The sequence below is a fragment of the Escherichia sp. WS1265 genome (assembly GCF_046487585.1).
GTDB lineage: Bacteria > Pseudomonadota > Gammaproteobacteria > Enterobacterales > Enterobacteriaceae > Escherichia > Escherichia coli.
The window spans coordinates 85,518-108,966 of sequence record NZ_JBJQJE010000020.1; the positions used below are offsets into that span (position 1 = coordinate 85,518).

At 47.6% G+C, this 23,449-nt stretch carries 21 protein-coding genes and 1 pseudogene; all 22 read left to right on the forward strand.

The features are described from left to right. Positions 1–4 precede the first annotated feature (4 nt). Positions 5–271: a hypothetical protein gene (locus ACJHX3_RS18860; RefSeq protein WP_000176292.1), complete on the forward strand. Its 267-nt coding sequence runs from the start codon at positions 5–7 to the stop codon at positions 269–271. A 196-nt stretch (positions 272–467) separates the two neighbouring features. After that, complete coding sequence (locus ACJHX3_RS18865) at positions 468–1,100, forward strand: hypothetical protein (protein WP_000215413.1); 633 nt, start codon at positions 468–470, stop codon at positions 1,098–1,100. Then, positions 1,100–2,353: a phage terminase large subunit gene (locus ACJHX3_RS18870; RefSeq protein WP_410236197.1), complete on the forward strand. Its 1,254-nt coding sequence runs from the start codon at positions 1,100–1,102 to the stop codon at positions 2,351–2,353. Before ACJHX3_RS18865 ends, ACJHX3_RS18870 begins: the two co-directional genes overlap by 1 nt. Positions 2,354–2,382: 29 nt before the next feature. After that, positions 2,383–3,957, forward strand: a complete 1,575-nt coding sequence (locus ACJHX3_RS18875; RefSeq protein WP_094321869.1) for a phage portal protein — start codon at positions 2,383–2,385, stop codon at positions 3,955–3,957. Positions 3,958–3,978: 21 nt separating this feature from the next. Further along, the gene (locus ACJHX3_RS18880; RefSeq protein ID WP_000780587.1) at positions 3,979–4,866 is read left to right on the forward strand and encodes a DUF6651 domain-containing protein; all 888 of its coding nucleotides are present in this window, start codon (positions 3,979–3,981) and stop codon (positions 4,864–4,866) included. Positions 4,867–4,891: 25 nt separating this feature from the next. Continuing rightward, complete coding sequence (locus tag ACJHX3_RS18885) at positions 4,892–5,767, forward strand: major capsid protein (RefSeq protein WP_001130338.1); 876 nt, start codon at positions 4,892–4,894, stop codon at positions 5,765–5,767. Positions 5,768–5,840: 73 nt separating this feature from the next. Next, on the forward strand, positions 5,841–6,761 hold the full coding sequence (locus ACJHX3_RS18890; RefSeq protein WP_094307967.1) for an Ig domain-containing protein: 921 nt from the start codon (positions 5,841–5,843) through the stop codon (positions 6,759–6,761). 44 nt (positions 6,762–6,805) lie between these two features. Next, positions 6,806–7,240: a hypothetical protein gene (locus ACJHX3_RS18895; RefSeq protein WP_094307966.1), complete on the forward strand. Its 435-nt coding sequence runs from the start codon at positions 6,806–6,808 to the stop codon at positions 7,238–7,240. After that, a complete protein-coding gene (locus ACJHX3_RS18900; RefSeq protein ID WP_000057118.1) occupies positions 7,240–8,073 on the forward strand; it encodes a hypothetical protein in 834 nt (277 codons plus the stop codon). The genes ACJHX3_RS18895 and ACJHX3_RS18900 overlap by 1 nt, the downstream gene beginning before the upstream one ends. A gap of 79 nt (positions 8,074–8,152) precedes the next feature. Continuing rightward, positions 8,153–8,497, forward strand: coding sequence for a hypothetical protein (locus tag ACJHX3_RS18905; protein ID WP_001027663.1), 345 nt, complete (start codon positions 8,153–8,155; stop codon positions 8,495–8,497). Continuing rightward, a complete protein-coding gene (locus tag ACJHX3_RS18910; protein WP_094307965.1) occupies positions 8,488–8,961 on the forward strand; it encodes a hypothetical protein in 474 nt (157 codons plus the stop codon). Before ACJHX3_RS18905 ends, ACJHX3_RS18910 begins: the two co-directional genes overlap by 10 nt. Position 8,962: 1 nt before the next feature. Beyond that, positions 8,963–9,346: a minor capsid protein gene (locus ACJHX3_RS18915; protein WP_000469440.1), complete on the forward strand. Its 384-nt coding sequence runs from the start codon at positions 8,963–8,965 to the stop codon at positions 9,344–9,346. A 74-nt stretch (positions 9,347–9,420) separates the two neighbouring features. Beyond that, on the forward strand, positions 9,421–10,167 hold the full coding sequence (locus tag ACJHX3_RS18920; RefSeq protein WP_000072377.1) for an Ig-like domain-containing protein: 747 nt from the start codon (positions 9,421–9,423) through the stop codon (positions 10,165–10,167). Between the two features lie 55 nt (positions 10,168–10,222). Continuing rightward, on the forward strand, positions 10,223–10,540 hold the full coding sequence (locus ACJHX3_RS18925; RefSeq protein ID WP_000163861.1) for a hypothetical protein: 318 nt from the start codon (positions 10,223–10,225) through the stop codon (positions 10,538–10,540). A 125-nt stretch (positions 10,541–10,665) separates the two neighbouring features. After that, complete coding sequence (locus tag ACJHX3_RS18930) at positions 10,666–10,890, forward strand: hypothetical protein (protein WP_000952686.1); 225 nt, start codon at positions 10,666–10,668, stop codon at positions 10,888–10,890. 7 nt (positions 10,891–10,897) lie between these two features. Beyond that, entirely contained in the window at positions 10,898–15,463 is a 4,566-nt protein-coding gene (locus ACJHX3_RS18935; RefSeq protein WP_094307964.1) for a tape measure protein, read from the forward strand. Between the two features lie 42 nt (positions 15,464–15,505). Beyond that, positions 15,506–15,841, forward strand: a complete 336-nt coding sequence (locus ACJHX3_RS18940) for a phage tail protein (protein ID WP_053900116.1) — start codon at positions 15,506–15,508, stop codon at positions 15,839–15,841. 82 nt (positions 15,842–15,923) lie between these two features. Next, positions 15,924–16,622: a phage minor tail protein L gene (locus ACJHX3_RS18945; RefSeq protein WP_000511446.1), complete on the forward strand. Its 699-nt coding sequence runs from the start codon at positions 15,924–15,926 to the stop codon at positions 16,620–16,622. Next, positions 16,615–17,412, forward strand: a complete 798-nt coding sequence (locus tag ACJHX3_RS18950; RefSeq protein WP_001405045.1) for a C40 family peptidase — start codon at positions 16,615–16,617, stop codon at positions 17,410–17,412. Before ACJHX3_RS18945 ends, ACJHX3_RS18950 begins: the two co-directional genes overlap by 8 nt. Next, positions 17,400–17,993, forward strand: coding sequence for a tail assembly protein (locus ACJHX3_RS18955; RefSeq protein ID WP_024171470.1), 594 nt, complete (start codon positions 17,400–17,402; stop codon positions 17,991–17,993). Before ACJHX3_RS18950 ends, ACJHX3_RS18955 begins: the two co-directional genes overlap by 13 nt. 17 nt (positions 17,994–18,010) lie before the next feature. Continuing rightward, the gene (locus tag ACJHX3_RS18960) at positions 18,011–22,171 is read left to right on the forward strand and encodes a phage tail protein (RefSeq protein WP_410236198.1); all 4,161 of its coding nucleotides are present in this window, start codon (positions 18,011–18,013) and stop codon (positions 22,169–22,171) included. Positions 22,172–22,315: 144 nt separating this feature from the next. Then, positions 22,316–23,449, forward strand: a pseudogene (locus ACJHX3_RS18965) (hypothetical protein); the annotation flags it as partial.

Genomic DNA, 23,449 nt, shown 5'->3' on the forward strand with positions numbered 1-23,449 from the left:
TGCCATGACGTTAACCGACAAACAAAAGGACATCATCAAAACGCTCAATCTCGGTTATGAGCGAGGTCATCTACTTGATCTGGACGAATTGCTTGAAGTTTTGCCGTACAAGACAACAAAGCAAAGTATCCAGTTCTCAATTCGCGCTCTGATAAAAAAGGGGCTGGTGGAGAAAGGGCATACGCGCCAACGCAGTGACAATCGCTATCACCGCCGGACTCTTGGGTTAACCACTTTAGGTCGAGCCAAAGCGAAGTTACTGGTGATGTAATCGGTCTGGGAGCTTATTTAAAGACCTGCTTCTGTATATATAAATAATAAGTAACTTATTAAATATATACGGAAGCAGGCTTAGTAAGACATGCCCAGACCTAATTAAACACCCCAGAAAACAAGTTGGTTAGCATACGCAGTAAACAAGTTGTTTTAGAGCGCATGGACGCGCTCTGTGTGTTTTAGAGGGATCTATGACGGTCGAAAAAGACGAGGTAAAAACTCGCCTGACACCAGCGGAGTGGGCCGAAGCTGAAGCCAAATGGACGTCAGGCGAATATACACTCTCAAAGCTGGAGGAAGAGTACGGCATTCGTCGTGAAACACTCTCCAGACATTTCAAAAAGCGAGGATTAGAGAAAGGCGCGGACTCTGTTGGGAAGATGGTTCGTGAGTCTCTTAAATCTGACGCAGAGCTTCGCGCTAAAGCTCGTGCGGAAAAGATAGAAGAACGTCGTACACGTTATGACGGCTGGGCGTATGCGTTGGGGCAGATGGTGATGGTCGAAGTCACTACGGCCAAACGTGAGGGTAAGCCTTTAGGGGCGATTGAGGATTCTCTCAAGAGCTTACAGAGAGCCAGTAATACCCTTGCAAAATGCTTTGAAGTTTCGTCCAAAGCATTGGGCATGGATCATGCGGAAAATGACGAGGAAGAAATTCCGAACCTGGTATTTGGTGAGCTTACGCCTTCCCAGGTGGCGAAATTACGTCAGGAAGACGACGAGCCTGAAATCATCGATGACGAATTGCTTGAGACGTTGGAAGAAGAAGCTCTAAGCGAATTTGATGCGACAGATGATGGAAGTGAAGGGGAGGACGAATAATGGCAATCCCGTCCTCGCTCAGTCTTGTGCAACTGCATTCTGGACAGATGAAAGTCTTCCAGTCTCCGCATCGATTTAAAGTTGTTTGTGCTGGTCGACGCTGGGGAAAATCCCGGTTGTCGATCTCCACTATTATTCGTGCGGCGGCAAAGGAAAAAAAGCAAAGGGTCTGGTATGTCGCTCCTACTTACCAGATGGCTCGCCAGATTTTGTGGGACGATCTACAGGAAGTTCTGCCTCGTAAGTGGGTTAGGAAAAAGAACGACACCACGATGACAATCGTGTTGAAGAACGGTTCGGAGATCGCCCTCAAAGGTGCTGATAAGCCTGACACTCTGCGCGGCGTAGCGTTGCATTTTGTAGTGCTTGATGAATTTCAGGATATGAAGGCTGACACCTGGTACAAGGTGTTACGACCTACTCTTTCATCGACACGCGGCGGTGCACTGATCATTGGTACGCCAAAAGGCTTCTCGGAATTTCACAAACTGTGGACTATAGGCCAGAACGTAGAGCTGCAAAGAAAGGGACAGTGGAAGAGCTGGCAGTTTGTAACTGCCGATTCTCCGTTTGTGCCTACGGCGGAAATTGAAGCTGCTAAGAACGATATGGACCCGAAATCGTTCGCTCAGGAGTACCTGGCGAGCTTTGAGAACATGTCCGGGCGCGTTTACTACCCGTTCGATCGTAACGTGCATGTAAAACCGCTTCAGTTCAACCCTCGGTTGCCTATATGGGTAGGGCAGGACTTCAACATTGACCCGATGTCTTCAGTAATTTTGCAACCTCAGCCAAATGGTGAGCTATGGGCAATTGATGAATTGGTGCTCTTTTCCTCTAACACGGCAGAGGTTTGTGATGAGCTTGAGAGACGCTTCTGGCGCTGGAAATCACAGATAACGGTATTTCCAGATCCGGCAGGTGCTTATCGCCAACATGCTCGCGGGGAGTCTGACGTCGACATTTTCAAAGAGAAGGGATTCTTACGTGTCGATTATTCGAAAAAGCACCCGCCAATTGCGGATCGTGTTAATGCTGTTAACCGAATGCTGATGACCGCATCTGGAGATATCCGGTTGTATATCGATCCGAAGTGCAAGCATTTGATTGATTCACTGGAAAAAGTCATCTACAAGCCTGGAACACGAGATATGGATAAGACAGGTGGCATTGAGCATAGTGCAGACGCATTGGGCTATCCAGTACATCGTAGGTATCCAGTCAAAAACCGTGTTATTCTTGGTGGTTCTTGATAGGTAGGTAATTATCTAAGGTTATTCAAATGGAATTGAACGATAAACAAATTAAGGATCTGGTGGCGCGACGCCACCCGGAATACGAAAAGAAAAAAGAACATTGGGACTTCCTCGCCAGCACTTACGCTGGCGGGCGTGGTTGGTTTACAGACAATATCTTTCGTTACTTTAAAGAGGGAGATCAGGAGTTTAAGGAGCGAGTTGAGCGTGCTTATCGCTTCAACCACACTCGTGAGGTGGTAAACCTCATCAACAAATATCTCTTTAAAGAAGACATTCATAGAAATATCGAAGAGGCACCAGAGCAGATCCGCAATTTCTGGAAACGTGCGACTCGCCAGAATGCCTCTATTGACTCATTTATGGCCGCTATTGATTTGCAGTCGTCTATTTACGGTCGCATATGGGTTGTTGTCGATAGCACGATGAGTGGTGATGTTGAGTCAGTAGCTGACGAGAAAAAGAAAGATGCTCGCGCCTACGCCTACTGGATTTCACCTCAGCAAATGCTGGATGTGGCATGGGACGACGACGGGAATATGTTGTGGGCGTTAATTGTGGAGGTCGCTCGTGATGACGCAGATCCTTTTACTTCTACAGGTCAGGAATACCAACGTTATCGTCTGTGGACACAAAACGAGTGGTATCTGTTCCGTGAGGAAGTGAAGAAGGGCGCTGGTGGAGCAGGTCGCCGTCAGGCAAAAGTTATTTTAGAGGATAGCGGTGAGCATAATCTCGGCGTAGTTCCTGTGTTTCCTGTTGATTGTATTGGAGAAAGTGAATCACCGTATTTCAGCCCATCGTTGATCGATGATATCGCTTATCTTGATCGTGCGGTTGCAAACTATCTGTCAAACCTTGATGCCATTATTCAGGATCAGACATTTAGCCAGTTGGCTATACCGGTACAGTCGCTTTTACCTGGTGATGAAAACCACACTAAAGTGCTTGAAATGGGCACAAAGCGAGTCTTCACCTACGATTCTGAAGGTGGAAACCAGCCGTTTTATCTGTCACCAGACCCGAAACAAGCTCAGATGATCATCACTACGATTAAGACGGTGATTAACGAAATCTACCATTCAGTTGGTGTAGCTGGTGAGCGAACGAAGCAGGACAACGCACAGGGAATCGATAACTCATCTGGTGCCGCAAAAATGTATGACTTCCAGCGTGTAAATAGCTTGCTTGTCACAAAAGCAGAGCGTCTGGAAAGGGCTGAACGCCAAATCATGCTACTGGTTGCGAAATGGATGGGGGTAGATCTGGACGAAGACCACTCTTTAATTGCGTATCCAGAAAGTTTCGATATTCGTGGCCTTACAGATGAATTTTCTGTTGCCGAGAAACTGTCATTACTTCAGGCACCGGGCTCTGTACGTCGTCACCAGATGGAAATGCTTATTGAGAAGATTTTCCCGAACATTACTGAGGCGATGAAAAAGGAATTTGATAAAGATCTCTTGAATTTTCCGCCAAAAAATGATCTAAATACCCTTGAAAATAAGTCAGTACTTACTTATGATTGTGGTGCAGCCCAAGAAAGCGGGCAAGATCAACCCCGAGGGAATGGGGACTCATCTACTCAAGAGAACGAGTGATAAGTAACAAAGGGAATTTTTATGAAACTGTGGCAAATGCTTTTGGCCCGTCGTGGTCTGATGGATGTTGCTGAAGCGCATGAGCGTGGAGGCGCTGGCGGTGTAGCTGCTGATAATGAGCAGAGTACACAAGATCCTGACAAACAGGGTGAACAAAAAGAGCAGCCGAAGGGTGATGACGAATACGCTGGCATGACTCATGAAGAGTTACTGGCCGAACTTCGCAAAACCAAGAAAGCTGGTGCTGAACTGCTGAAAGAGAACATGAAGCGCAAAGAGAAAGAGCGCACATTGGCCGATCAGCTTGCTCAGTACGGTGATATCGACCCGGCGCGTGCTCGCCAGCTTTTAGAAGCTGAACAGGCCGCAGAAAACGCACGTCGTGAGGCGGAGCAAGCTGAACTGGAGCGTCGTGGTGAGTTCGATGCTGTTAAAAAACAGATGATCGAAGCACACCAGGCAGAGCTGGCACAGCGTGACGAACGTTATGCAGCACTGGAAAGTGAAAACGCATCACTGAAATCTCAATTAGTCGAGATGACCGTGGGCGCTTCCTTCAGTAACTCTCTCTTCCTACGTGACAAAGTTCTGATGACTCCGGCAAAAGCCCGCGTGATCTACGGTTCTCATTTTGAAGTGGGTGAAGACGGTAGCGTAGTGGGTTATGACAAACCGGCAGGTCATAAAGAACGAGCTGTTCTGGTTGACGGTGAAGGTAAGCCGTTGCCGTTTGAATCCGCGATTGAACGCATTGTGCGGGCAGATCCGGAAGCTGACGCATTGATGCGTAGCGAAGCCAAGCAGGGTGTAGGCTCACATTCCAAATCAACCTACACAATATCCCAACCGAAGAACAAGTCGACTATGGATAAGTTGGCCTCCGGTCTGGGGAAAATTGGACTTAAGTAACATCTAAATCAAAGGGAATTGATAGATGCCATTACTGCGTGAAGAAGCTGAAAAGCTGTCTAACAACGAACTTGAACAGGGTGTGATCGAAACTATCATCGATCGCGATGACCTGTTTGCCATCCTGCCTTTTATGAAAATTAATTCAAAGGCATATCTGTACAACCGTGAAAAAACGCTGAGTGAAGCTACCTTCATCGACGTTAACGACACCATCCCTGAAGGTGCAGCAACCTTCGAAGAATGCGTTGCGAAACTGCGTATTCTGGCTGGTGACGTAGACGTTGATAAATTCCTGGCAACCACTATGGCCGACACCAATAACCAGTTGGCTATTCAGGTTCGTCAGAAAGTTAAAGGTCTGGCTCGTGCGTTCCGCCGCAACCTGATTTTGGGTGACTCCAGCTCCAACAACAAAGCGTTCGACGGTATTCCACGCCTGATGCACGCAGATCAGAAGATCGATATCGCCGGTGCATCTATGACTTTCTCTATGTTCGACGAACTGGTCGATGCGGTGAAAGATCTTGGTGCTGACTGCATCATGATGCGTTCAGAGCACCTTCGTGCTTACCGTGCGCTGCTGCGTACAGTAAATGTAGGTCCGTCTGAAATCATGATGGAGAACTTCGGTCGTCCGATGCTGTGTCATAACGGCGTTCCGTTCATCATCAACGACTTCATCCCGACCGATGCTGGCAAAGCAAGCATCTACTGCTTGCATCTGTCAGAAGAGAACGGCGTTACTGGTCTGTATGGCGGCGATAACGCAGGTATCGTTGTTGAAAACATTGGTACTGTACAGAACAAAGACGCAGTACGTACCCGTGTGAAGTGGTACTGCTCTCTGGCGAATAAGCACGATAAGGCTATCGCTGCACTGACCAATGTAAAAATTTAATCAGTGCGGTAGATAAGTAATTATCTATGTTTAAGGGTGGGCTATACGCCCACCCTTTTTGTAGGAGCAAGAAATGCCAGAACAAAAGATGAAGATTACGGAAGAGGCATTTTCGGATTTTACGGGGCATATGTGCCGCGCCGGATTTACCAATTCTATCTCCGATGAACCTTTAACCGAGCGGCAACAAAGTCAGCTATCTGCTTGTTTGCAGGCGGTTCCCCTCTCCCAATCCGTAAACATAACCCCGGCTTCACCGTCAGTTTTGGTTGGGAAAACTGTTCAACTTAGTGCAGGTATTAGTATGGGTAAGAGTGCCAGTTCATTCACCTGGAAGTCAGCCAATGATCAAATTGCAACCGTTAACGGCACTGGATTAGTAACTGGCGTAGCACCAGGCAAAGTAAAAATTACTGCAACTGATCAGGAAACCCAGCTTTCCGCTTCAGTGGAAGTCACCGTAAATCCGGTAGCCGTTCAATCCGTAACGGTAACGCCAGACTCAACCTCTGTTGAGAAAGGGAAATCAGTCAGTCTGAAAGCGAATGTTCAGCCGTCAAATGCGACGAATAAGGCTGTTACCTGGTCTTCTAAAAATGAAGACAAGGCAACGGTAGACCAGAGCGGGAACGTTACTGGTGTAGAAGTTGGCACTGCGACGATTGAGATCGTTTCCCAAGATGGCAGCAAAAAGGCAACTGCAACGGTGGAAGTAACTGCGCCTGTTGTGGCTGTTACTGGTGTCGAAATCGACCCAAATAGCACAACCGTTGAGGCAAACAAAACTGTTCAGCTGACCGCAAATGTCGAGCCTGCAGGAGCCACAAATAAAACCGTTACTTGGGAATCCAAAAATACCGAGTTTGCAACGGTGGACAGCGAAACCGGTGTTGTAACTGGTGTTGCGGCTGGTACTGCCACAATCGAGGTTACTACCCAAGATGGTAGCCACAAATCGACAGCGACCGTAGAGGTCACTGCCGTACAGGAATAACCGATATTGGGCGGTGAAAGCCGCCCAAGTGGAGAGAAAGCGTTATGAAACCAGCAAAAATTGTTTTATTAGAACCGCAATTTTCCGGTTATTCGGGAATGCTGTGCGGCGTTCAGTTCGAGAACGGGGTATCTGTAGCGGAGTTGCCTTTTATCGATCAGCAGAGGATTTGTGCTTCAATGCGAGCGTCAACAGTAGAGGGCAAAAATGTCTCTCCGTCTGCCGCATACAGTGCTCGTGGTGAATTGACAGCAGACCTGATTACCGAGCCAGCAGCGCCTGACATTGTGCCAATGAAACGTGGAACACCAGATGAACCGGCCAAACAGATCCAGGCTTTCACACGAGAAGAGCTGGAGTCCATTGCAGACAACGAAGGTATTGCCGGTCTACGAGTTATTGGTAATCAGGTTGGTGTTAAAGCGAAAGGAATTGTCGAGATGATTGAAGGCATCCTGAAAGCACAAGGCGGTGAGTAATGGCGCAGATCGACTCGTATCGTAGCGGTGAAGCTGTTTCTCTTTCATTTGCCTTCAACGTGCTGGATATCGAATCTGCCACCTACACAGTAAAGGACAGCACCGGGGCTATTCTCGTTGATGGCGAGCCGCTAGAAATTACCAGCGGGCAAATGTCGATTCCGGTTGTCGTGTCGGCTGAATATAACCAGCTCTCTGAGAAAGAACGCGATCTGCGGTACGTCATTGTGAAGGCTGTTGCATCGGGTCTGACGCATGAAGAGCGGCAAATGTATGTTCTGCTGAATAGTTTTGAACTGTCGATACCAGAACAGTCGTTTGCAACTGTCGCTGATGCTCAAATGCAGGCGATCGATATGCTGAATGGGGACACTTTGCTATCGGATGGTGAAGGCTTAATGCGCAAGCGTCTCATTGAGGCTACCAGACGAATTAAAACTTTACCGTTCTCAATCCGCAAAATTCTACGTATCGACTTTGACCGATACGATCGCCCTCAAAATATGCTGAATGTGTATGACATTCCGTGGGGAGCAGATGGAGCGTATCGGCATGATTTAGTCGATTGGGAAAAGATGACGCAGGAGAAGTTTGAAGAGTTCCCTGACTACTTCAAAGAAGCGTTGATGCTTGCCGTTGTCAACGAAGCGTGTGAGATCGCAAATGGCAATGATGTTGCCGCAGCACGAGAAGATGGCATTTTGTCAGAGTCCATCGGTGAAACAACCAACATGTACCGTACCGGCAAAGCTGCAAACGTGCATGTGGCTCGCAGTACCTGGCGCTTGCTGGTCAGTTACATCAACAACCGTATGATTGTTCGCCGTGCGTAACGCCAGTCGCATTATTTACTTTTGGTCTAAAGGGTTTTTGGCCAGTAATGAGAGCGACCGACAACAACAGGGAGAGAGCATGAATATTTCATGGCAAACAGAAATTGCGATCTACCGCTTTGGCGCAAAGAACGTTTACGGTGAGGCGCAATTACAATTCGTCAGGAAGACGAATGTCGGCGTGGTTAAGTTCGAACAGAGTAATGAGAAATCGTCAGTTCGTGCTGATAGCTCTGGTAGTCGTGGTAAGGCGAGTCTGGAGCTGTTTGATGCTGTGTTAGTTGTCCCTTTGGAAGCGGCTGTACAACTTGATGATGTACTGATCCTTGAAGGTCAAAAATTAAAGGTGTCCAGTGTTCATCGCCGCTGGGGGCTACGAGGAAGACCTGGGCATCTTGAAGTGGGGGCGAATATATGGGTCTGAAATACGATGTGCATCAGTTCAAACGTGCGGGGAATAGACTCAACAACAGCCAGAAAGCATTTAAGCGATATCTAATTCGGGACATGGAAAAGCTGGCGCGTTTGGTTGAGCGTCTCAGCCGTGCAATGGCTCCGCTGGAAACCGGATCTCTGGAGACAGCTATCTTTGCCAGGGTGATTAAAGAAGGTTATTCAGGGCTGCGCATTGAGCTTTCTGTGTCTGGAGCAAAACCACGTCAGGGGCATCCGGGCGTAGAAGTAGGTGACTATGCTAAGTACATGGAGCTGGGTAAATATCGACTCGGTTATCTTTCTCGAATGAAGAACGTGACAAACCCACCAATTGTCGGTGTTAAACCTCGTGTTGGGCCACACTTTCTGGAAAGAGCGGTGGAAATTAGCGAGAAGCAGTTCTCAGAAGCGATTCTTGAGGCTGCCAGAAAAGCCGGTTTTACGAGAGGTTAATGTGTTTATCGAAGCGTTTGCAAGTTTGATGCAGAAGGCAAAGATTGGCACGGTCGGGACTGACATTTTCTGTCACTACTTGCCTGCCAATGTGAAATCTGGCGTCCTGCTTATTAACCCAAATACCGGTATCAGCATCGATCATGAGCTACAGGGCTTTTATCACGAATCATTCACAATCATTGTGCGTGGTTCGTCAATTACTACGACGGTTGAGAAAGCCAATAAAATCATTGAGATGTTTCCAGTAGAGGAAACGGAATCTGGTGGTGTTTATTTTCGACTTGTACGACCGATGGCGATGCCAATCATTTATCCCAAAAATGATGGGGCATTAATAGAAGCAGGCATTCCTGTTGAATTTGCTGGCTATTTATTGAATTAACTCAATTAGTAAGTATATACTTACTATTAGCGCAATGAATGCGTAGAATTAACGGAAAAAGGAGTTTTCCATCAATGTCTAATACCCATGTAAAAAACATCAAACTTGGTGCCTGTAAGGTGTCGTTTGGTGGTGTGGATTTGGGTTACACCAAAGGTGGTGTTCAGGTTGAAGTAGCCACTGAAACGCTGAAAGTCACCGTCGATCAGTTGGGGCAGACCGTAATTTCCGAATTAGTTCAGGGGCGCAACATTACCATCACCGCGCCTCTGGCTGAGTCTGTACTCCAAAACATGGTTGACCTGATGCCTGGTTCTACTCTGAGCGAAGATGACAACTCTGTCACGATCACATCTGCACAGGGCGTTAACCTGATTGATGTGGCGAAGGAGCTGGTTCTGACTCCGCAGGACACCACCGACTATGTGTTGACCATCCCGAAAGCGGCAACCGCGGGCAACTTCACTATGACCTACCAGTCTGATGATGTTCGTGTGTTCTCTGTTCAGTTCAGCGCATACCCGGATGATGAAGGCGTTCTGGGCAAAATGAGCGGTCCTAAACCGGTAAAAACTGTGTCGATCTCACCGGAATCTCCAACCGTAAAAGCTGGAGAAACTGTGCAACTGACAGCCGAAATCACTCCAGCTGATGCCGCAGACAAAACCGGTGTTTGGGAATCCGAAGACCAGGAAAAGGCCACGGTAGATCAAACGGGTCTGGTACGTGGTGTGGCGCAGGGTTCTACAAATATCTCCTTCACCAGCAATAGCGGTGGTAAGAAGGCAACTAAGTCAGTAACGATTAACCCCGCAGATTAATCAGTAATTAAGCAGAGGCTCAGGATGAGCCTCTCTTTTAAAAGGATTTTAACCAATGACCAAATTACTCGATCTAGATTCCATTCTGCCTCCGAAGAAAAGCATCAAATTTGGCGGTCAGGAATATCCCATCGTTGAAATGACGGTAGGTCTGTTCGTTTCCATCAAGCAGATGGAAGGAAAAGATCTCATGAACATGTCTCCTGTTGAGCAAGTGACAGCTTATGCAGATCTGGTTCGTAAGGTTATCCCTTCAGTACCTGACGAAGTTCTTGAAAAACTGACTGTTCCGCAACTCCAGCAGATCTTCACCTTCGCTATGGAAGTGATTGATGAAGAAAACGAAAAAGCGGCTGGCGAAGGGGCAAAGTAATTTCCCGCGATGAATCCGGGACAAGGACCGTTTCAATAGATCTCGGATTCTATTTCAGTCGTGTAGTTGCTCACTACGCTGTGTCGCCATTAGAGCTATTGAACATCCCTCTCACGATGTTCTGGATGCTCAGTCGCAATATAGACCGTCTGCGTGCGGAAGAGGATGTCCGCAACTTACAAGTCGCTCGTGCGTCCCAGGCGGATGGCGAGGCTGTGAAGGCGTTCATGGAGGGTTTGCAACTCAGGATTGGAAGACCAGTCGTAACAGATAAAGTCTACGATCCAAGCCAGGATAAGGCAGACCCTGACGCCAAAGAGCAACTGATGCAAATATTTGGCAGAGGATGACAAGGGAATGTCACAAAACGTAGAGTTTATCCTGTCGCTGGAAGACAAACAGTTTACAGCGTCAATCGATCGTGCGGGGAAACTGCTTACTCGATTTGGTGAGCAGGTAACAAAGCCTGCTCAAAAAATCCAAACCTTTGAACGCTCTTTGGGTTCGGTCGCCCGTATCATTGGCGTTCTGGAAAGCAAGCTCGATTCTACGGCAGATAAACTACAGGATGTAGCTGCCGGTTTTGAGCTTGCTTCAGATGCTACGCGTAAAATGCGTGGCAACATCACCAGCCTCAATTCTGGTCTTAAAGCCCTAATTGAGCGCGTCGATACGACAACTTCTTCAGTAGATAAACTCACCGCGTCATTACGTAAAGTGCAATCAGAGCTAAATGATTTCTCTGATTGGGCGACCTATGCAAGCAAAAGCGCAAGCCGCTTTGATACGGAGGTCAAAGAAGCCTCTGCGTCCGTGAGTGGCATGAATACGCGCCTTAATACCACGACGAAGCGACTCAGTAATTGGGGTGTCACAACGACTCAGGCTGCCGAGGGACTGAAAAAGGTTCGTGAGCAGATGGACGAAGTTATCGGGCGTCAGCAACTGATTAGCAAGCCGGTACGTGTTCGTACATCTGGAAGTGGTGATGGTGGTAGCGGTAGCAGGCAGCGTAGCGGCGCTTCTGGCCACAGCGGTAAAAATAACGAAGGAGGTATATTCTCTGGCCTTCGTGGCAACATTTTCCTGCTTGGCGAGATCGGAGATGCAGCCAGAACGGTTACTGACATCATGTTTGGGTGGCAGAAGCCTATTGTTGAAGCTGCGGCCGAAATGGAACGTATGCGGGTGATGCTTCGAGGGTTGAATAAGGAGAAGCCCAACCCTGGCCAGGCTGCCGCTGATGATATGAAGTACATCGTAGACATGGCTCAAAATGCGCCGTTCGCGATGCAGGCGTTAACAGACTCCTTCGTGAAGTTTCGTTCTGCTGGCTTAGATCCAACCGATGGTTCTCTGAAGGCGCTGGTGGACTCCGTTGCTCGTTTTGGTGGTGATAGTGAGCTGTTGAAACGTGCGGCTGTGGCCGTTCAGCAGATGTCCGGTAAGGGCGTTGTGTCAATGGAAGAGCTACGTCAGCAATTAGGTGAAGCCGTTCCTAACGCGATGCAGGCAATGGCAGACGCCGCAGGCATCACTATGGGGGAACTGACTAAAGCCGTTGCCAGCGGTACGGTTGAGGCAAAGCAGGCGTTGTCTCTGATGTTTGTTGGTCTGCGTGCGGAGAACGAGAACGCAGCGAAAGACATGATGCAAACCTACACAGGTGCGCTGGCGCAACTTCAGACGTCATTCACGTTATTTGCTGATCGAGTTGGTCAGGCCGGATATCTGGATTCTCTATCAAAGGGGATGAAAGAACTGGCTTCAATCATGAATAGCGCCGAAGGGATCTCGTTTGCCAATTCTTTAGGTTCGGGGTTAACGACGGCAATCGATGGGTTGCGTCAGCTTGCTCAATGGTTAGCAAAGAACCAAGAGCTGGTAATTAATCTCGGTAAGGTCGTGGCCGCGATGGTTGCGTTCAAACTGATGCGAGCAGGGATCATGGGGGTAGTTGGTGCTGGCAGCCAGATGGTTAGCACCTTTGCCACGATGGCGACCGCCATACAGACTCCATTTAACCTCGGCGCTACAGCAGTAACTCGATTCAATCGTGCGGCACGTATGGGGCTGGCTCCGATCCCCTCTCTTATTTTCGCCATCCGTGGGGCGATTACGGGGCTTAAAGGCGCTTTTGCTGGCCTGACTGCGTTTATTGCGGCGAATCCGATAGGTTTTGTTTTCACTGCTGCAATGACCGCTGTTGCTGGCTTAATCACGTATATGACCATGCTTCGTAGCGAAACTTCAAAGGTCGTTGACGAGATTAGGAAAATACCAGAAGCGATGACGGCGGCTAAACGTGCACAGATGGCCGAGTATAAAGCGCGTCTTGAGCAACAAATCACGCAAAAGGAACAAGAGTTAAAATCTGGCGAAAAGGTGGTTTATGGGCCGGGTATGACCGGAACTACAGTAAAGATTAATCATGATGAACGTAAGCGAATAGAAAATGAGCTAAATGAACTTCGTAAGAAACGCGATGAAACCAATGAAACTATTGCCAGAGGGGATTTGGCTGTAGCCAAACGTCTGGCAAAAGAGACGGCAGAATCCCAGATAGAGAAAATACTCGAAGAGAATAGAGACTTTGCGGCAACGTTCGTGAAAGCTCGTCAGGAGGCTCTGGAGAAAATCCAGAAAATCAAGGATGACGGTTCACTTTCGGATGACGAAAAGAACAAGCTATTGGCACCGTTACGTGAAACGGTAAACAAAAGCTATCTGGAGCCTGCGCAAAAACTGGTTGATTCACTTTCTTCTCGTAAGAATGCGACCGAGAAGCAAATCGCGACTCTTAATGATCAGCTTGAAAAAGCGAAAAAGGAAGGAAATACCGAGCAGATTCAGAAACTGCAAGGAAGTATTCGTGGCTATCAGGAGCATTTGGAAGTCGTTGCTCAGGAACTGACTCAGGCAGAGTTTAAGAGGGATAACGCGGCCAAAAGTGGTAATGGCTTAGTGTCAATCAATGGAGATGTTCTGGGGTTAGGTACAACTGATAAAGCAGCTCAGAAGGCGCTGGCGCAATATATGCGAAACCAGATGGATTCTGCGACTTATCAGCGTACTCTGCCTGACGGCACTCCGATGATGGACTTCGAAGGTAAGCCGATTATTGGGCCTAAACAACTCAAGACGCAGCTTAATTTGCAGAAAGCATCCAGCGCCAGCTCTCTGGAGAAAATGAGCGATGAAGAGCGTGCCGCAGCCATTGCTGCACTGACTAAAGCTCGTGAACAGGATGCAGCAGCTGCCGAGAAAGCAGCCCAACGATCAGCTAACGCCTCGCAGCGTGCGGCCAAGAAAGAACAGGCAGCGCAACAGAAACTGGCGGCCGGATATCAGAAGTCTCTGGATAAAGCCGATCAGCTTATGGGGCAAATGGGTGAAAGCTCTAAGGCTACGGTATCGTTTGATCAGTCTCTTCGCGATACAACGAAATCGCTGACAGATTTGGCTAATGCGGTTCCTAACGAGTTCATCACTCAAGAGATGATCGACAAGGCGAAAAAACGTCTTGAAGACCTCAAAAATGCGACACCTGAATATCGCGAGATGTTTAATCGCCGCAATGTTGAGCAGATGATCTCCACTTGGGCACCGGAGGCGGATTCCATTATTAGTGCTGGCTATACGCCGTCTCGTGAAGAGAAAGTTGCTGATTTCGAAGACACTTACAACCGCAATCTCAAAGCGTTGATAGAACTTCGTGATGAGGCGTCTGATCCTAAAGTTGTGGCGCTTTATACAAAGAAAATCAATCAACTGATTGCTGCTGGCAATACCGCGCTTATTAAAGAGACGGGGACTGCGACGCAGAAGTTGGCACTGGAATACGAAAACTTGGCAGAGCAGATCGAAAGCACCTGGACTGATTTGTTTAGTGGCTTAACTGATGTCCTGACTGATTTCGTTATTAACGGGAAGATGAGCTTCTCCAGCCTATCTCAGTCCATTTTGAAAGATATCACCAATATGGTCGTGAAGTCGCAGATCACGCTGCCTCTAATGAACATGTTGGGGATGGGAACCACCGCAGCTGGTAGTTCACAGAGTGGTAATTTGCTGACCGGGGTTGCTTCCGCCGTTGCCAATCAAGGGGTACGAATGGGCAACACTGTTAACGGCGACAAGTCGGTAGGAGAAGCCACGAAGGAGACGTCCAGTTCGGTAACTGGATTGGGGCAAACAACACAGCAGACCACCAGCGCAATTGGCACTGCAACAAATGCGATTGGTAGCTGGGTATCAGGGCTATTTGATAGCACTGAAGCCAAAGATGCCGAGACAAAAGCCGTGAAGGACTCCATCTTTTCGATGCAGAACCTCAGCTCTGTTACCGGCGCGCTGTCTGCCGCGTTTGCAATGCTTGGAGCTAATGCTTCCGGCTCTGGTAATAAGTGGTTGAGTTTTGGAGCAACGGTTGCATCTGGTCTTGTTTCAGCTTGGGCTGGCGGTGGTTTCGACAGCGTGACATCAAGCTCTGCTAAAACCGCAACTAGCAGTGTGGCTGACGGAACTAAAGGCATTCCTGCAATCCCGAAGTTTGCAAATGGAGGAATATTCGGAAAAGACGGCGTGATCCCGCTCCGGGCATACCAGAAAGGCGGTATTGCTAACTCGCCTCAATTAGCGTTGTTTGGGGAAGGTTCTATGAATGAGGCGTATGTTCCATTGCCTGATGGCCGAACAATCCCTGTAACGCTCAGTACCGATGGTATGAGTGGAGGCGGAAATGTTCTTTCTCCTGTATCAATTGAGATCAACGTCCATAGTGACGGTAGCACGACAGAATCCGGCGATACAGAAAGCATATGGAACAATGCTGCTAAACGGGTGAAAGCCGTCGTACTTGAGACTATCGCTCAAGAAAAACGCCCTGGCGGATCACTCAACCCAAACACTCAACGTAACTAACTATCGACTGCCCCGGTCGGGGCTGTCTCACAAGGATGTGAGATGGAAAGACAAACGTTTAATTGGTATCCAGATTACGAATCTGAAAAAAGCGTAAAACCGAATGTAACGGTACTTAATTTTGGTGATGACTACGAGCAGCGACAGGCTCAAGGTCTTAATCGTATTAAAGAAGAATGGTCGTTAACCTTTACCAGATCATACAACGAAATTAATGCAATCGATGACTTCCTGACTGAGCGAGCAGGTGTTGAGTCGTTCTATTGGGTTAATCCAAGAGGAAAACGGATTGTAGTTGTATGCGACAGTCATACGGTCAAGCGATATCAAGGGTACGCAGTATTAACCGCTCCATTCAGACAAGTATTTGAGGCTTAAGCACCTGGATAAGTAAGTACTAATTTACTATTATTGTGGCGCTGACAGGATGTTAGCGCCTACTTATTTCAAGGATGAAACAATGGGAATTAAAGCTGATATTCAGAGCTTATCTCCCTCTGCACTCATTGAGTTGTTCGTACTGGATATGTCGAACACAACTTCAGGGGGGAAGCTATTCTTCCACGCCGGAACAAACGAACTGATGCAACCGGTCGTCTGGCAAGGAGTGACATATGAGCCGTGGCCAATCAAAGCATCAGGTTTTGACAAAACGGGCCAGGGAACGTTGCCACGTCCAAAAATTCAGGTGTCGAACTTTGCCGGAACCGTCTCTGCGGAAGTTCAGGCAAACGACGATCTTGTTGGCTGCCGCATTATTCGCAAGATGACGCTGGCTCGCTTCCTCGATGCCGTTAATTTTAAAGACGGCAACCCAACAGCAGATCCAAACCAACATTTCCCGGATGAAATGTGGTTTATCGAACAGAAAACTCTCGAAACTCATCAGGTTGTCGAGTTTGAATTGTCCAGTGTGTTCGATTTGATGGGGGTGCAACTGCCGTATCGTCAGATCATTAAAAACACCTGCCCGTGGAAATACCGAGGGCCAGAATGCGGCTATACCGGTCCATATTTCGACAAAAATAACCAGCAGACGTCTATGTCTGGTGCTGATTACTGCACAAAACGTTATGACGCCTGTAATGCGCGTCGGAATTATTTTGCCAACGGAGTGATCCATTTTGGCGGGTTTATTGGAGCTACGCGATATGGGTAATAAAGCAATCCCTGAGCTTGGCTCTGACGTTATGCAGCAAATCTATCTCTGCGCCATAAATCGCTACCCTAATGAAGCGTGTGGCTTTCTGGTTAGAACTAATGGCGACAAATATCGCTTTATGGAAGCGCGGAATGTATCGGAGAACCCGCAGAACACTTTTGTAATGCACGTTGACGACATTATGGCGGCAGAGGATGCGGGTGATGTTATCGCAATCTGGCATTCACATACTGATGAATCAGCAGAAGCATCTGATGCCGATCGTGCAGGCTGTGAAGCGACGGAAGTTCCGTGGATGATTCTGGCTATTCGCAAGAATGTTGAGGGAGATGCCCCTTTCCATTTTAGCGAGATGAATGTGATCACACCTGATGGTTTCGAAATGCCATACCTGGGTAGACCGTATGTATTTGGCGTATTCGATTGCTGGATGTTGTGTCGGGACTATTTGAAGCGTGAGTTTAACGTCGAGCTTAACCCGAACGCACACCTGCATATTCCATCGTGGTACACCGGCGATAACGACATTCTCGACCAGAACTACCGAAACGAAGGGTTGGTACGGCTTGCGCCTGGAACAGAGCCTCAACGTGGGGACGTCTTCTTTATTCAATACGGGAAAATGCCAGATCACTGCGCGGTTTATATCGGCGATGGAATGATTCTTCATCACCAGATCGACCGTCTTAGTTGTCGTGCTTATTACGGCGGAATGTATCAGAAACATACGACGCATCACTTGCGTCACAGAGACTTGCTCAAGGGAGATGAGACGTGTCTGAGTTAGTTCATGTGCAGCTTGGCGGACCTATGGCTAAACATTTTGGTCGCCACTGGCATCTAAAGGTGCGCAATACAAAACAGGCTCTGGATTTAATTGAAGCCAACAAGCCTGGGTTTAAAGCATGGATGAAGCGCAATATCAAAACCTATGACAGTTACCACATCCAGATCACCAATAAACAGGGCCACAAGTGGTCTGTTGACGAAAGTGAATATCAGATGATGGGGCAGTCTGACAACATTGCCAAAATCCGCATTACACCTGTTCCGCGAGGAAGCGGTGGATCTGCTTTTGGGTGGTTTCAGACGGTAGTAGGGGCCGCTTTGTTGGTTGTATCGGCGGTAGTGATGCCTGCTTTAGCACCTCTCGGTTTGTCACTGATGATGGGCGGCATATCACAAATCATATCGCCGCAAGCCACTAACGAAAGTGTGAGACAGGCAGATAACTCGAACTCTTATTATTTCGACGGCCCTCAAAATACAGAAAACCAGGGCAACCCAGTACAACTTATCTATGGCGAGGAAATTCTGGTTGGCTCACAGGTTGTGAGTTCTTCAATCACGATTGACCAGCTAATGTAAACAAGGATTTTTTGAACATGGAACAGTTCAAGAAGAAAAAGCTACCGCTGTTTATTGCCGGTGCGGGTGGTAAAAAAAGCAGCAAAAGCTCCAGTCGTACACCGGTTGAAGCCGACGATACCGTAAATTCTTGTGCAATGGCCGCTATCCTCGATCTTCTTGGGGAAGGGGTAATTGGCGGCTTAGTAAATGGCGCAAGATCTATTTTTATCGACGATCTGCCGATTGTAAATGAAGACGGTTCCTCCAACTTCAGCGGAATCACATGGGATTTTCGCGACGGTTCACAAGACCAGACTCCAATGTCTGGCTTTGATTTCGTTGAAACGCCTAAATCCGTCAATATCCAGTTAAAAAAAACACATTATGTAACGGTTTCAATCGATAACGATGAAGCTGATCGGGTTCGTGTCATCATGAAGTTTCCTTCTTTGCGAAGCATAGATAAAAAAACTGGTGACACGAACGGTACGACTGTTGAGTACAAGTTCCAGATAGCAAATGGCGACTCAACATTTGTAGATGTGGTCGCGGAAGGTGAAAAAAGCGTTGGCATTAAGCTAACAGCAAAGAAGACCGGCGTTTATTACCGTAGCTACGAGCTGAAGCTGCCTAAGCCTGGACGCGCATACAAGGTTCGTGTAGTCCGTATTACCGATGATAACAGTAGCCAGTATCTCTATAACGATACATGGGTGGATTCAATCGGGGAAATTGTCGATACACCGATGAACTATCCAAACTCTGTTTTGGTTGGATTGAAGGTAAACTCTGAGCAATTCGGCAGCACCATGCCATCTCGCTCTTATCTGGTGCGTGGCCTAAAAATTCGAGTACCTTCAAACTATAACGAGTCAAGTAACACTTACGCTGGGGTATGGGATGGTACTTTTAAGCTGTTGTCTTCTTCGAACCCCGCGTGGATTCTCTTTGATTTGCTGACCAATGCTCGATATGGCCTTGGTCAGTATGTGTCGGAATCTATGATTGACCTTGGCCAGTTGTACCAGATTGGTCGATATTGTGACGAAGAGGTCGATGATGGCTTTGGTGGCAAAGAGAAACGCTTTGTAATCAATACGCAGATCACCAGTCGACAGGACGCATACCGGCTAATTCAGGATATTGCTGGAGCATTCCGCGGCATGGTGTTTTGGGCTGGTGGGATGGTTAACATCATGCAGGATAGCCCATCAGATCCGGTAATGATGTTTACCAACTCCAACGTCAAAGATGGATTGTTTACCTATAAAGGTTCTGCGCGTAAAGATCGCCCATCCGTTGCGCTCGTAACCTACAACAACAAGGAGGACGGTTATAAGCAAAACATCGAGTACGTCGAAGATCAGGACGCAATGCGCCGTTATGGTGAGCGTAAAACAGAAGTCGTAGCATTTGGCTGTACAAGCCGAGGGCAGGCTCACCGAGTTGGTTTGTGGCTTTTATATACCGCCAGAATGGAGTCGGATGTAATTACATTTACTGCCGGCTTAGACGCGTCATTTCTGATGCCTGGTGAAACCGTTCTGATTCAGAACAAATATCGCGCAGGCAAACGTAACTCAGGTCGAATTGTGGCGTTTACCAAAAACAGCGTCACACTCGATGCGCCTGTGTCGTTAGCCAAAGGCGGCTGCTTTATTCGAATACTGAATCAGGAAGGCAAAATCGTTGAACGCGATGTTCTTGAAACTGGCGAAAATATAACAAAAGTTACGTTTTCAAAAGCCCTGTCTTCGGCTGAAACGCCTGTTTTGAACGGCGTCTGGACTATTACAGAACCAGACCTCGAACCTATGCGCGTTCGCATCGTTAACATCGCGCAGGGGGAAACGCCGGGTAGCTTTGACATCACCGCTGTTGAGAACAATCCGTCTAAATATGAGGCGATCGACAATGGTGCAACGCTTATCCCGCAAAATACGACGGTATTGGACCCGACTTACTCCAAGCCGTCTAATTTGCAAATCACCGAAGGGACTTATCTCTCAAGCCCTGGCAACCTGTCAGTAAAACTGACTGCAACATGGGAAGGGAAATCTCCAGAGTATTGGATCAGTTGGCGACGTTCTGATGAAAACAATGTATCGAACTGGCAATCGGCGCGTGTAACCGAAGAGCAATACGAAATCGTTAATGTTGCGGAGAATGGACGCTACGACTTCCAGCTGTATGCGGTTTCATTCAACGGTAAAAAAACAGAGATTATCAGTACCGTTTATCAGGTGCTGGGCACAATGACACCGCCGGATGCCCCAACGTCATTAACGGCCGTTGGGGACTATCGTAATGTGATACTGAATTGGGTTAATCCAGATTCGGTAGACCTTGATCACATTAATGTTTACGCATCCCAGACCAACAATCTGGATACAGCGAAACTGATCGCAGAGTCTGCAAGCACCACCTTTACACATGCTGGTCTTGGGGATAGCGAAACGTGGTATTACTGGGTTCGAGCATCGAACAAGCGAGGTATGTTAAGTCCTCCGAACTCAAACTTGGGGACAGAGGCGACAACTCGCGATGTACTGTCGTTCCTGACAGGCAAAATTACGTCTTCTGAACTTGGCCAGGCTTTACTTGAGGAAATCGACTCAAAAGTATCTCAGGAGGCGGTGGATTCCATCTATGAACAGATGGATGAAAGTCTGAAAAGCCTTGATGACAAGTTTACAGAGACAGATCGGCGGCTTGAAGAAGCTCAAAACGATCTTAAAACGGATGTTTCCAGTACTGTAAGCAAGGTGGAAGACGCACTTAAGGAGGTTGCAAACTCTAACGCTGCCTTAATTCAGTTGCAGGAAACTGTATCAGAGCAGGGTAAAGCTGTAGCTGGAGCTGTTGAGGCGGCAAATGCAGCACTTGACAATTCATCGGCTTTAATTGCGGAGGAGCGTGAAGCACGAGTTGAGGGTGACTTGGCAAACGCGAAAGAAATCGAGGCGATGAAGTCAACTGTAGATAGCAGTTTAGCCACCATTGAAGAAATGAAAAAAACCGTGGCTGAAGTTGAACGTTCTAGTGCCGAAGTTACGACAAACATTGAGGCATTGGCTAAAACAAACATCGATCTTGCTTTGCGTCAGGATGAAGATCAGCACAAGCAGATGGTGAGTAATGCGAAGATCACCACAACTCAGAAGGCTTTTGCAGACGATATATCTGCAATGGCTACGAAAATGGAAGAAATTCGCGCTGAAATAAATGAGGATATCAGAGCTTCAATCACTGAAGAAACAACGGCTCGTGTAGATGCTGATAATGCTATTGCAAGCAGAATCACCAAACTTGAATCAAAGATTAACGATGATATTTCTGCCGCAATTGTGAGTGAACAAGAGGCACGAGCTAGTGCCGATGAAGCACTTTCAAAAGAAATACTATCGTTACAAGCCAAAATTGAAGGCGATATTAGTGCAGCTATATCTGAAGAAAAAATTGCCCGAGCAACTGCTGATGAATCTTTAGCACAACAGATAACCACATTGAAGAGCCAGACGGGTAAAGATATTAAGGCGGCTGTAGCAGAAGAGACGAAAGCCAGAACTGACGCTGATTCGGCTTTGGCTTCTAGTATCACTAATCTACAGGCGCAAACGAGCAAAGATATTAATGCCGCGATTACGTCTGAGGCGACTGTGCGCACAAACGCCGACAATGCTCTAAGTGGACGAATTGACACCTTAAAAGCATCAGTTGATGGAAATACAGCGACAATTCAAGAGCAGGCAACTGCTATTGCTGATACTAACAAAAAGGTTTCAACCGCGTGGACGTTGAAGATGGAAACGTCAACAAGTGGTGGGCAAAAATATGTCGCAGGTATTGCGCTTGGAATTGACACCACGGGGCTTTCCCAGTTTTTGGTGCAAGCAGATCGATTTGGTCTAGTCAACTCAGTTAACGGAAAGATCACCACACCATTTGTTATCGAAAACAGCGTTGCATACATGAATGGTGCGTATATTAAGGATGGTACTATCACAAATGCAAAGGTAGGTGACTTGCAATCAACAAACTTCGTAAGCGGACGAGCCGGATGGCGATTTGGTAAAAATGGAACGCTTGAGATCAACAGCAATAGTGGCGGCAATGGGAGATTGGTTATAAATGGTCAGAGGATTGACGTTTATGATGACAATAATGTCCTTCGAGTTAGGATTGGTCAGCTTTGATTGTGGAAAAAAATAATCATTTCTGTAAAAATAGGTAGGTACTAACTTAATGGTGGGCATGGAACGCCCACCATATCTAGGAGCAAAGGATAAATGTGGTACAGGGAAGGTACAATAAATCTCACTAAAGGAAATAAAACTGTAGTGGGAACAGGCACAGCCTGGGGAGTGACGGCGAACGGCGTCCTTCCAGGTATGATATTGATTGGCCCCGATAATAAGTTATATGAAATAAAATCAATCGAGAGTGACACTTCGTTAACTCTTGTTGAAGCCTACGGTGGCAGCACCCAAACAAATGTTCCGTGCAGAATAATTACGACCTATGAAGGTGATTTGACCCAATTTAGTGCTCGTTTTACTGCGCTTATGTCTCGCATGTCAGCCGATTCAAAAATGATGCGTAGTTGGCTGACTGCTGTGGATGAAATAACAATTGAGCGTGAAGATGGCACGGAATTAACCGTAAAATCCCTTACGCAGATCGTTAATGAGCACAATGAGAACCTAGAATGGTATAAAGAAAATACTCCCATAATTAACACCGCTGCACAAAAAGCTAAAGAGGCGGCAGCGAGCGCAACAGCGGCCAAAAAATCAGAAACTAACTCAAAAGCGAGTGAGACAGCTTCAAAGACCAGCGAAACTAATGCGAAAAATAGCGAGGTAGCTGCAAAATCGAGTCAGAGTGCTGCCGCCAACTCCGCTACCGCAGCAAAAAACAGCCAGGATGCAGCAGCCGAAAGCGAGAGTGCTGCAGCTGGTTCTGCGACTTCAGCAGCTGGATCAGCAACTGCTGCGGCTAACAGCCAGAAAGCCGCGAAGACGAGCGAAACTAACGCAAAGTCCAGCCAGACGGCAGCGAAGACCAGCGAAACGAATGCTAAAGCCAGCGAAACTGCGGCGAAAAGCAGTCAGGATGCAGCGGCCCAAAGCGAGAGTGCCGCAGCCAGTTCTGCAAGCGCGGCGGCTGCTTCTGCCACTGCATCAGCTAACAGTCAAAAAGCAGCAAAAACCAGTGAAACCAACGCAAAGGCGAGCGAGACTGCGGCGGCGAACTCGGCGCAAGCATCGGCAGCAAGCCAGACAGCAGCTAAAGCAAGTGAAGACGCAGCCAGAGAGTATGCAAGTCAGGCAGCAGAGCCGTATAAATATGTCTTACAGCCACTGCCTGATGTGTGGATACCGTTTAACGATTCACTGGATATGATTACGGGCTTTTCGCCATCATATAAAAAGATTGTTATTGGTGATGATGAAATAACAATGCCTGGCGAC

Excerpts from the sequence above, each read along its gene's own strand:
- ACJHX3_RS18925 (WP_000163861.1), top strand. The coding sequence starts at position 10,223 with ATGACCAAATTACTCGATCTAGATTCCATTCTGCCTCCGAAGAAAAGC.
- ACJHX3_RS18910 (WP_094307965.1), top strand. The coding sequence starts at position 8,488 with ATGGGTCTGAAATACGATGTGCATCAGTTCAAACGTGCGGGGAATAGA.
- ACJHX3_RS18895 (WP_094307966.1), top strand. The coding sequence starts at position 6,806 with ATGAAACCAGCAAAAATTGTTTTATTAGAACCGCAATTTTCCGGTTAT.
- ACJHX3_RS18860 (WP_000176292.1), top strand. The coding sequence starts at position 5 with ATGACGTTAACCGACAAACAAAAGGACATCATCAAAACGCTCAATCTC.
- ACJHX3_RS18905 (WP_001027663.1), top strand. The coding sequence starts at position 8,153 with ATGAATATTTCATGGCAAACAGAAATTGCGATCTACCGCTTTGGCGCA.
- ACJHX3_RS18900 (WP_000057118.1), top strand. The coding sequence starts at position 7,240 with ATGGCGCAGATCGACTCGTATCGTAGCGGTGAAGCTGTTTCTCTTTCA.
- ACJHX3_RS18870 (WP_410236197.1), top strand. The coding sequence starts at position 1,100 with ATGGCAATCCCGTCCTCGCTCAGTCTTGTGCAACTGCATTCTGGACAG.
- ACJHX3_RS18875 (WP_094321869.1), top strand. The coding sequence starts at position 2,383 with ATGGAATTGAACGATAAACAAATTAAGGATCTGGTGGCGCGACGCCAC.
- ACJHX3_RS18880 (WP_000780587.1), top strand. The coding sequence starts at position 3,979 with ATGAAACTGTGGCAAATGCTTTTGGCCCGTCGTGGTCTGATGGATGTT.
- ACJHX3_RS18960 (WP_410236198.1), top strand. The coding sequence starts at position 18,011 with ATGGAACAGTTCAAGAAGAAAAAGCTACCGCTGTTTATTGCCGGTGCG.
- ACJHX3_RS18935 (WP_094307964.1), top strand. The coding sequence starts at position 10,898 with ATGTCACAAAACGTAGAGTTTATCCTGTCGCTGGAAGACAAACAGTTT.
- ACJHX3_RS18920 (WP_000072377.1), top strand. The coding sequence starts at position 9,421 with ATGTCTAATACCCATGTAAAAAACATCAAACTTGGTGCCTGTAAGGTG.
- ACJHX3_RS18945 (WP_000511446.1), top strand. The coding sequence starts at position 15,924 with ATGGGAATTAAAGCTGATATTCAGAGCTTATCTCCCTCTGCACTCATT.
- ACJHX3_RS18930 (WP_000952686.1), top strand. The coding sequence starts at position 10,666 with ATGCTCAGTCGCAATATAGACCGTCTGCGTGCGGAAGAGGATGTCCGC.
- ACJHX3_RS18940 (WP_053900116.1), top strand. The coding sequence starts at position 15,506 with ATGGAAAGACAAACGTTTAATTGGTATCCAGATTACGAATCTGAAAAA.
- ACJHX3_RS18950 (WP_001405045.1), top strand. The coding sequence starts at position 16,615 with ATGGGTAATAAAGCAATCCCTGAGCTTGGCTCTGACGTTATGCAGCAA.
- ACJHX3_RS18885 (WP_001130338.1), top strand. The coding sequence starts at position 4,892 with ATGCCATTACTGCGTGAAGAAGCTGAAAAGCTGTCTAACAACGAACTT.
- ACJHX3_RS18865 (WP_000215413.1), top strand. The coding sequence starts at position 468 with ATGACGGTCGAAAAAGACGAGGTAAAAACTCGCCTGACACCAGCGGAG.
- ACJHX3_RS18890 (WP_094307967.1), top strand. The coding sequence starts at position 5,841 with ATGCCAGAACAAAAGATGAAGATTACGGAAGAGGCATTTTCGGATTTT.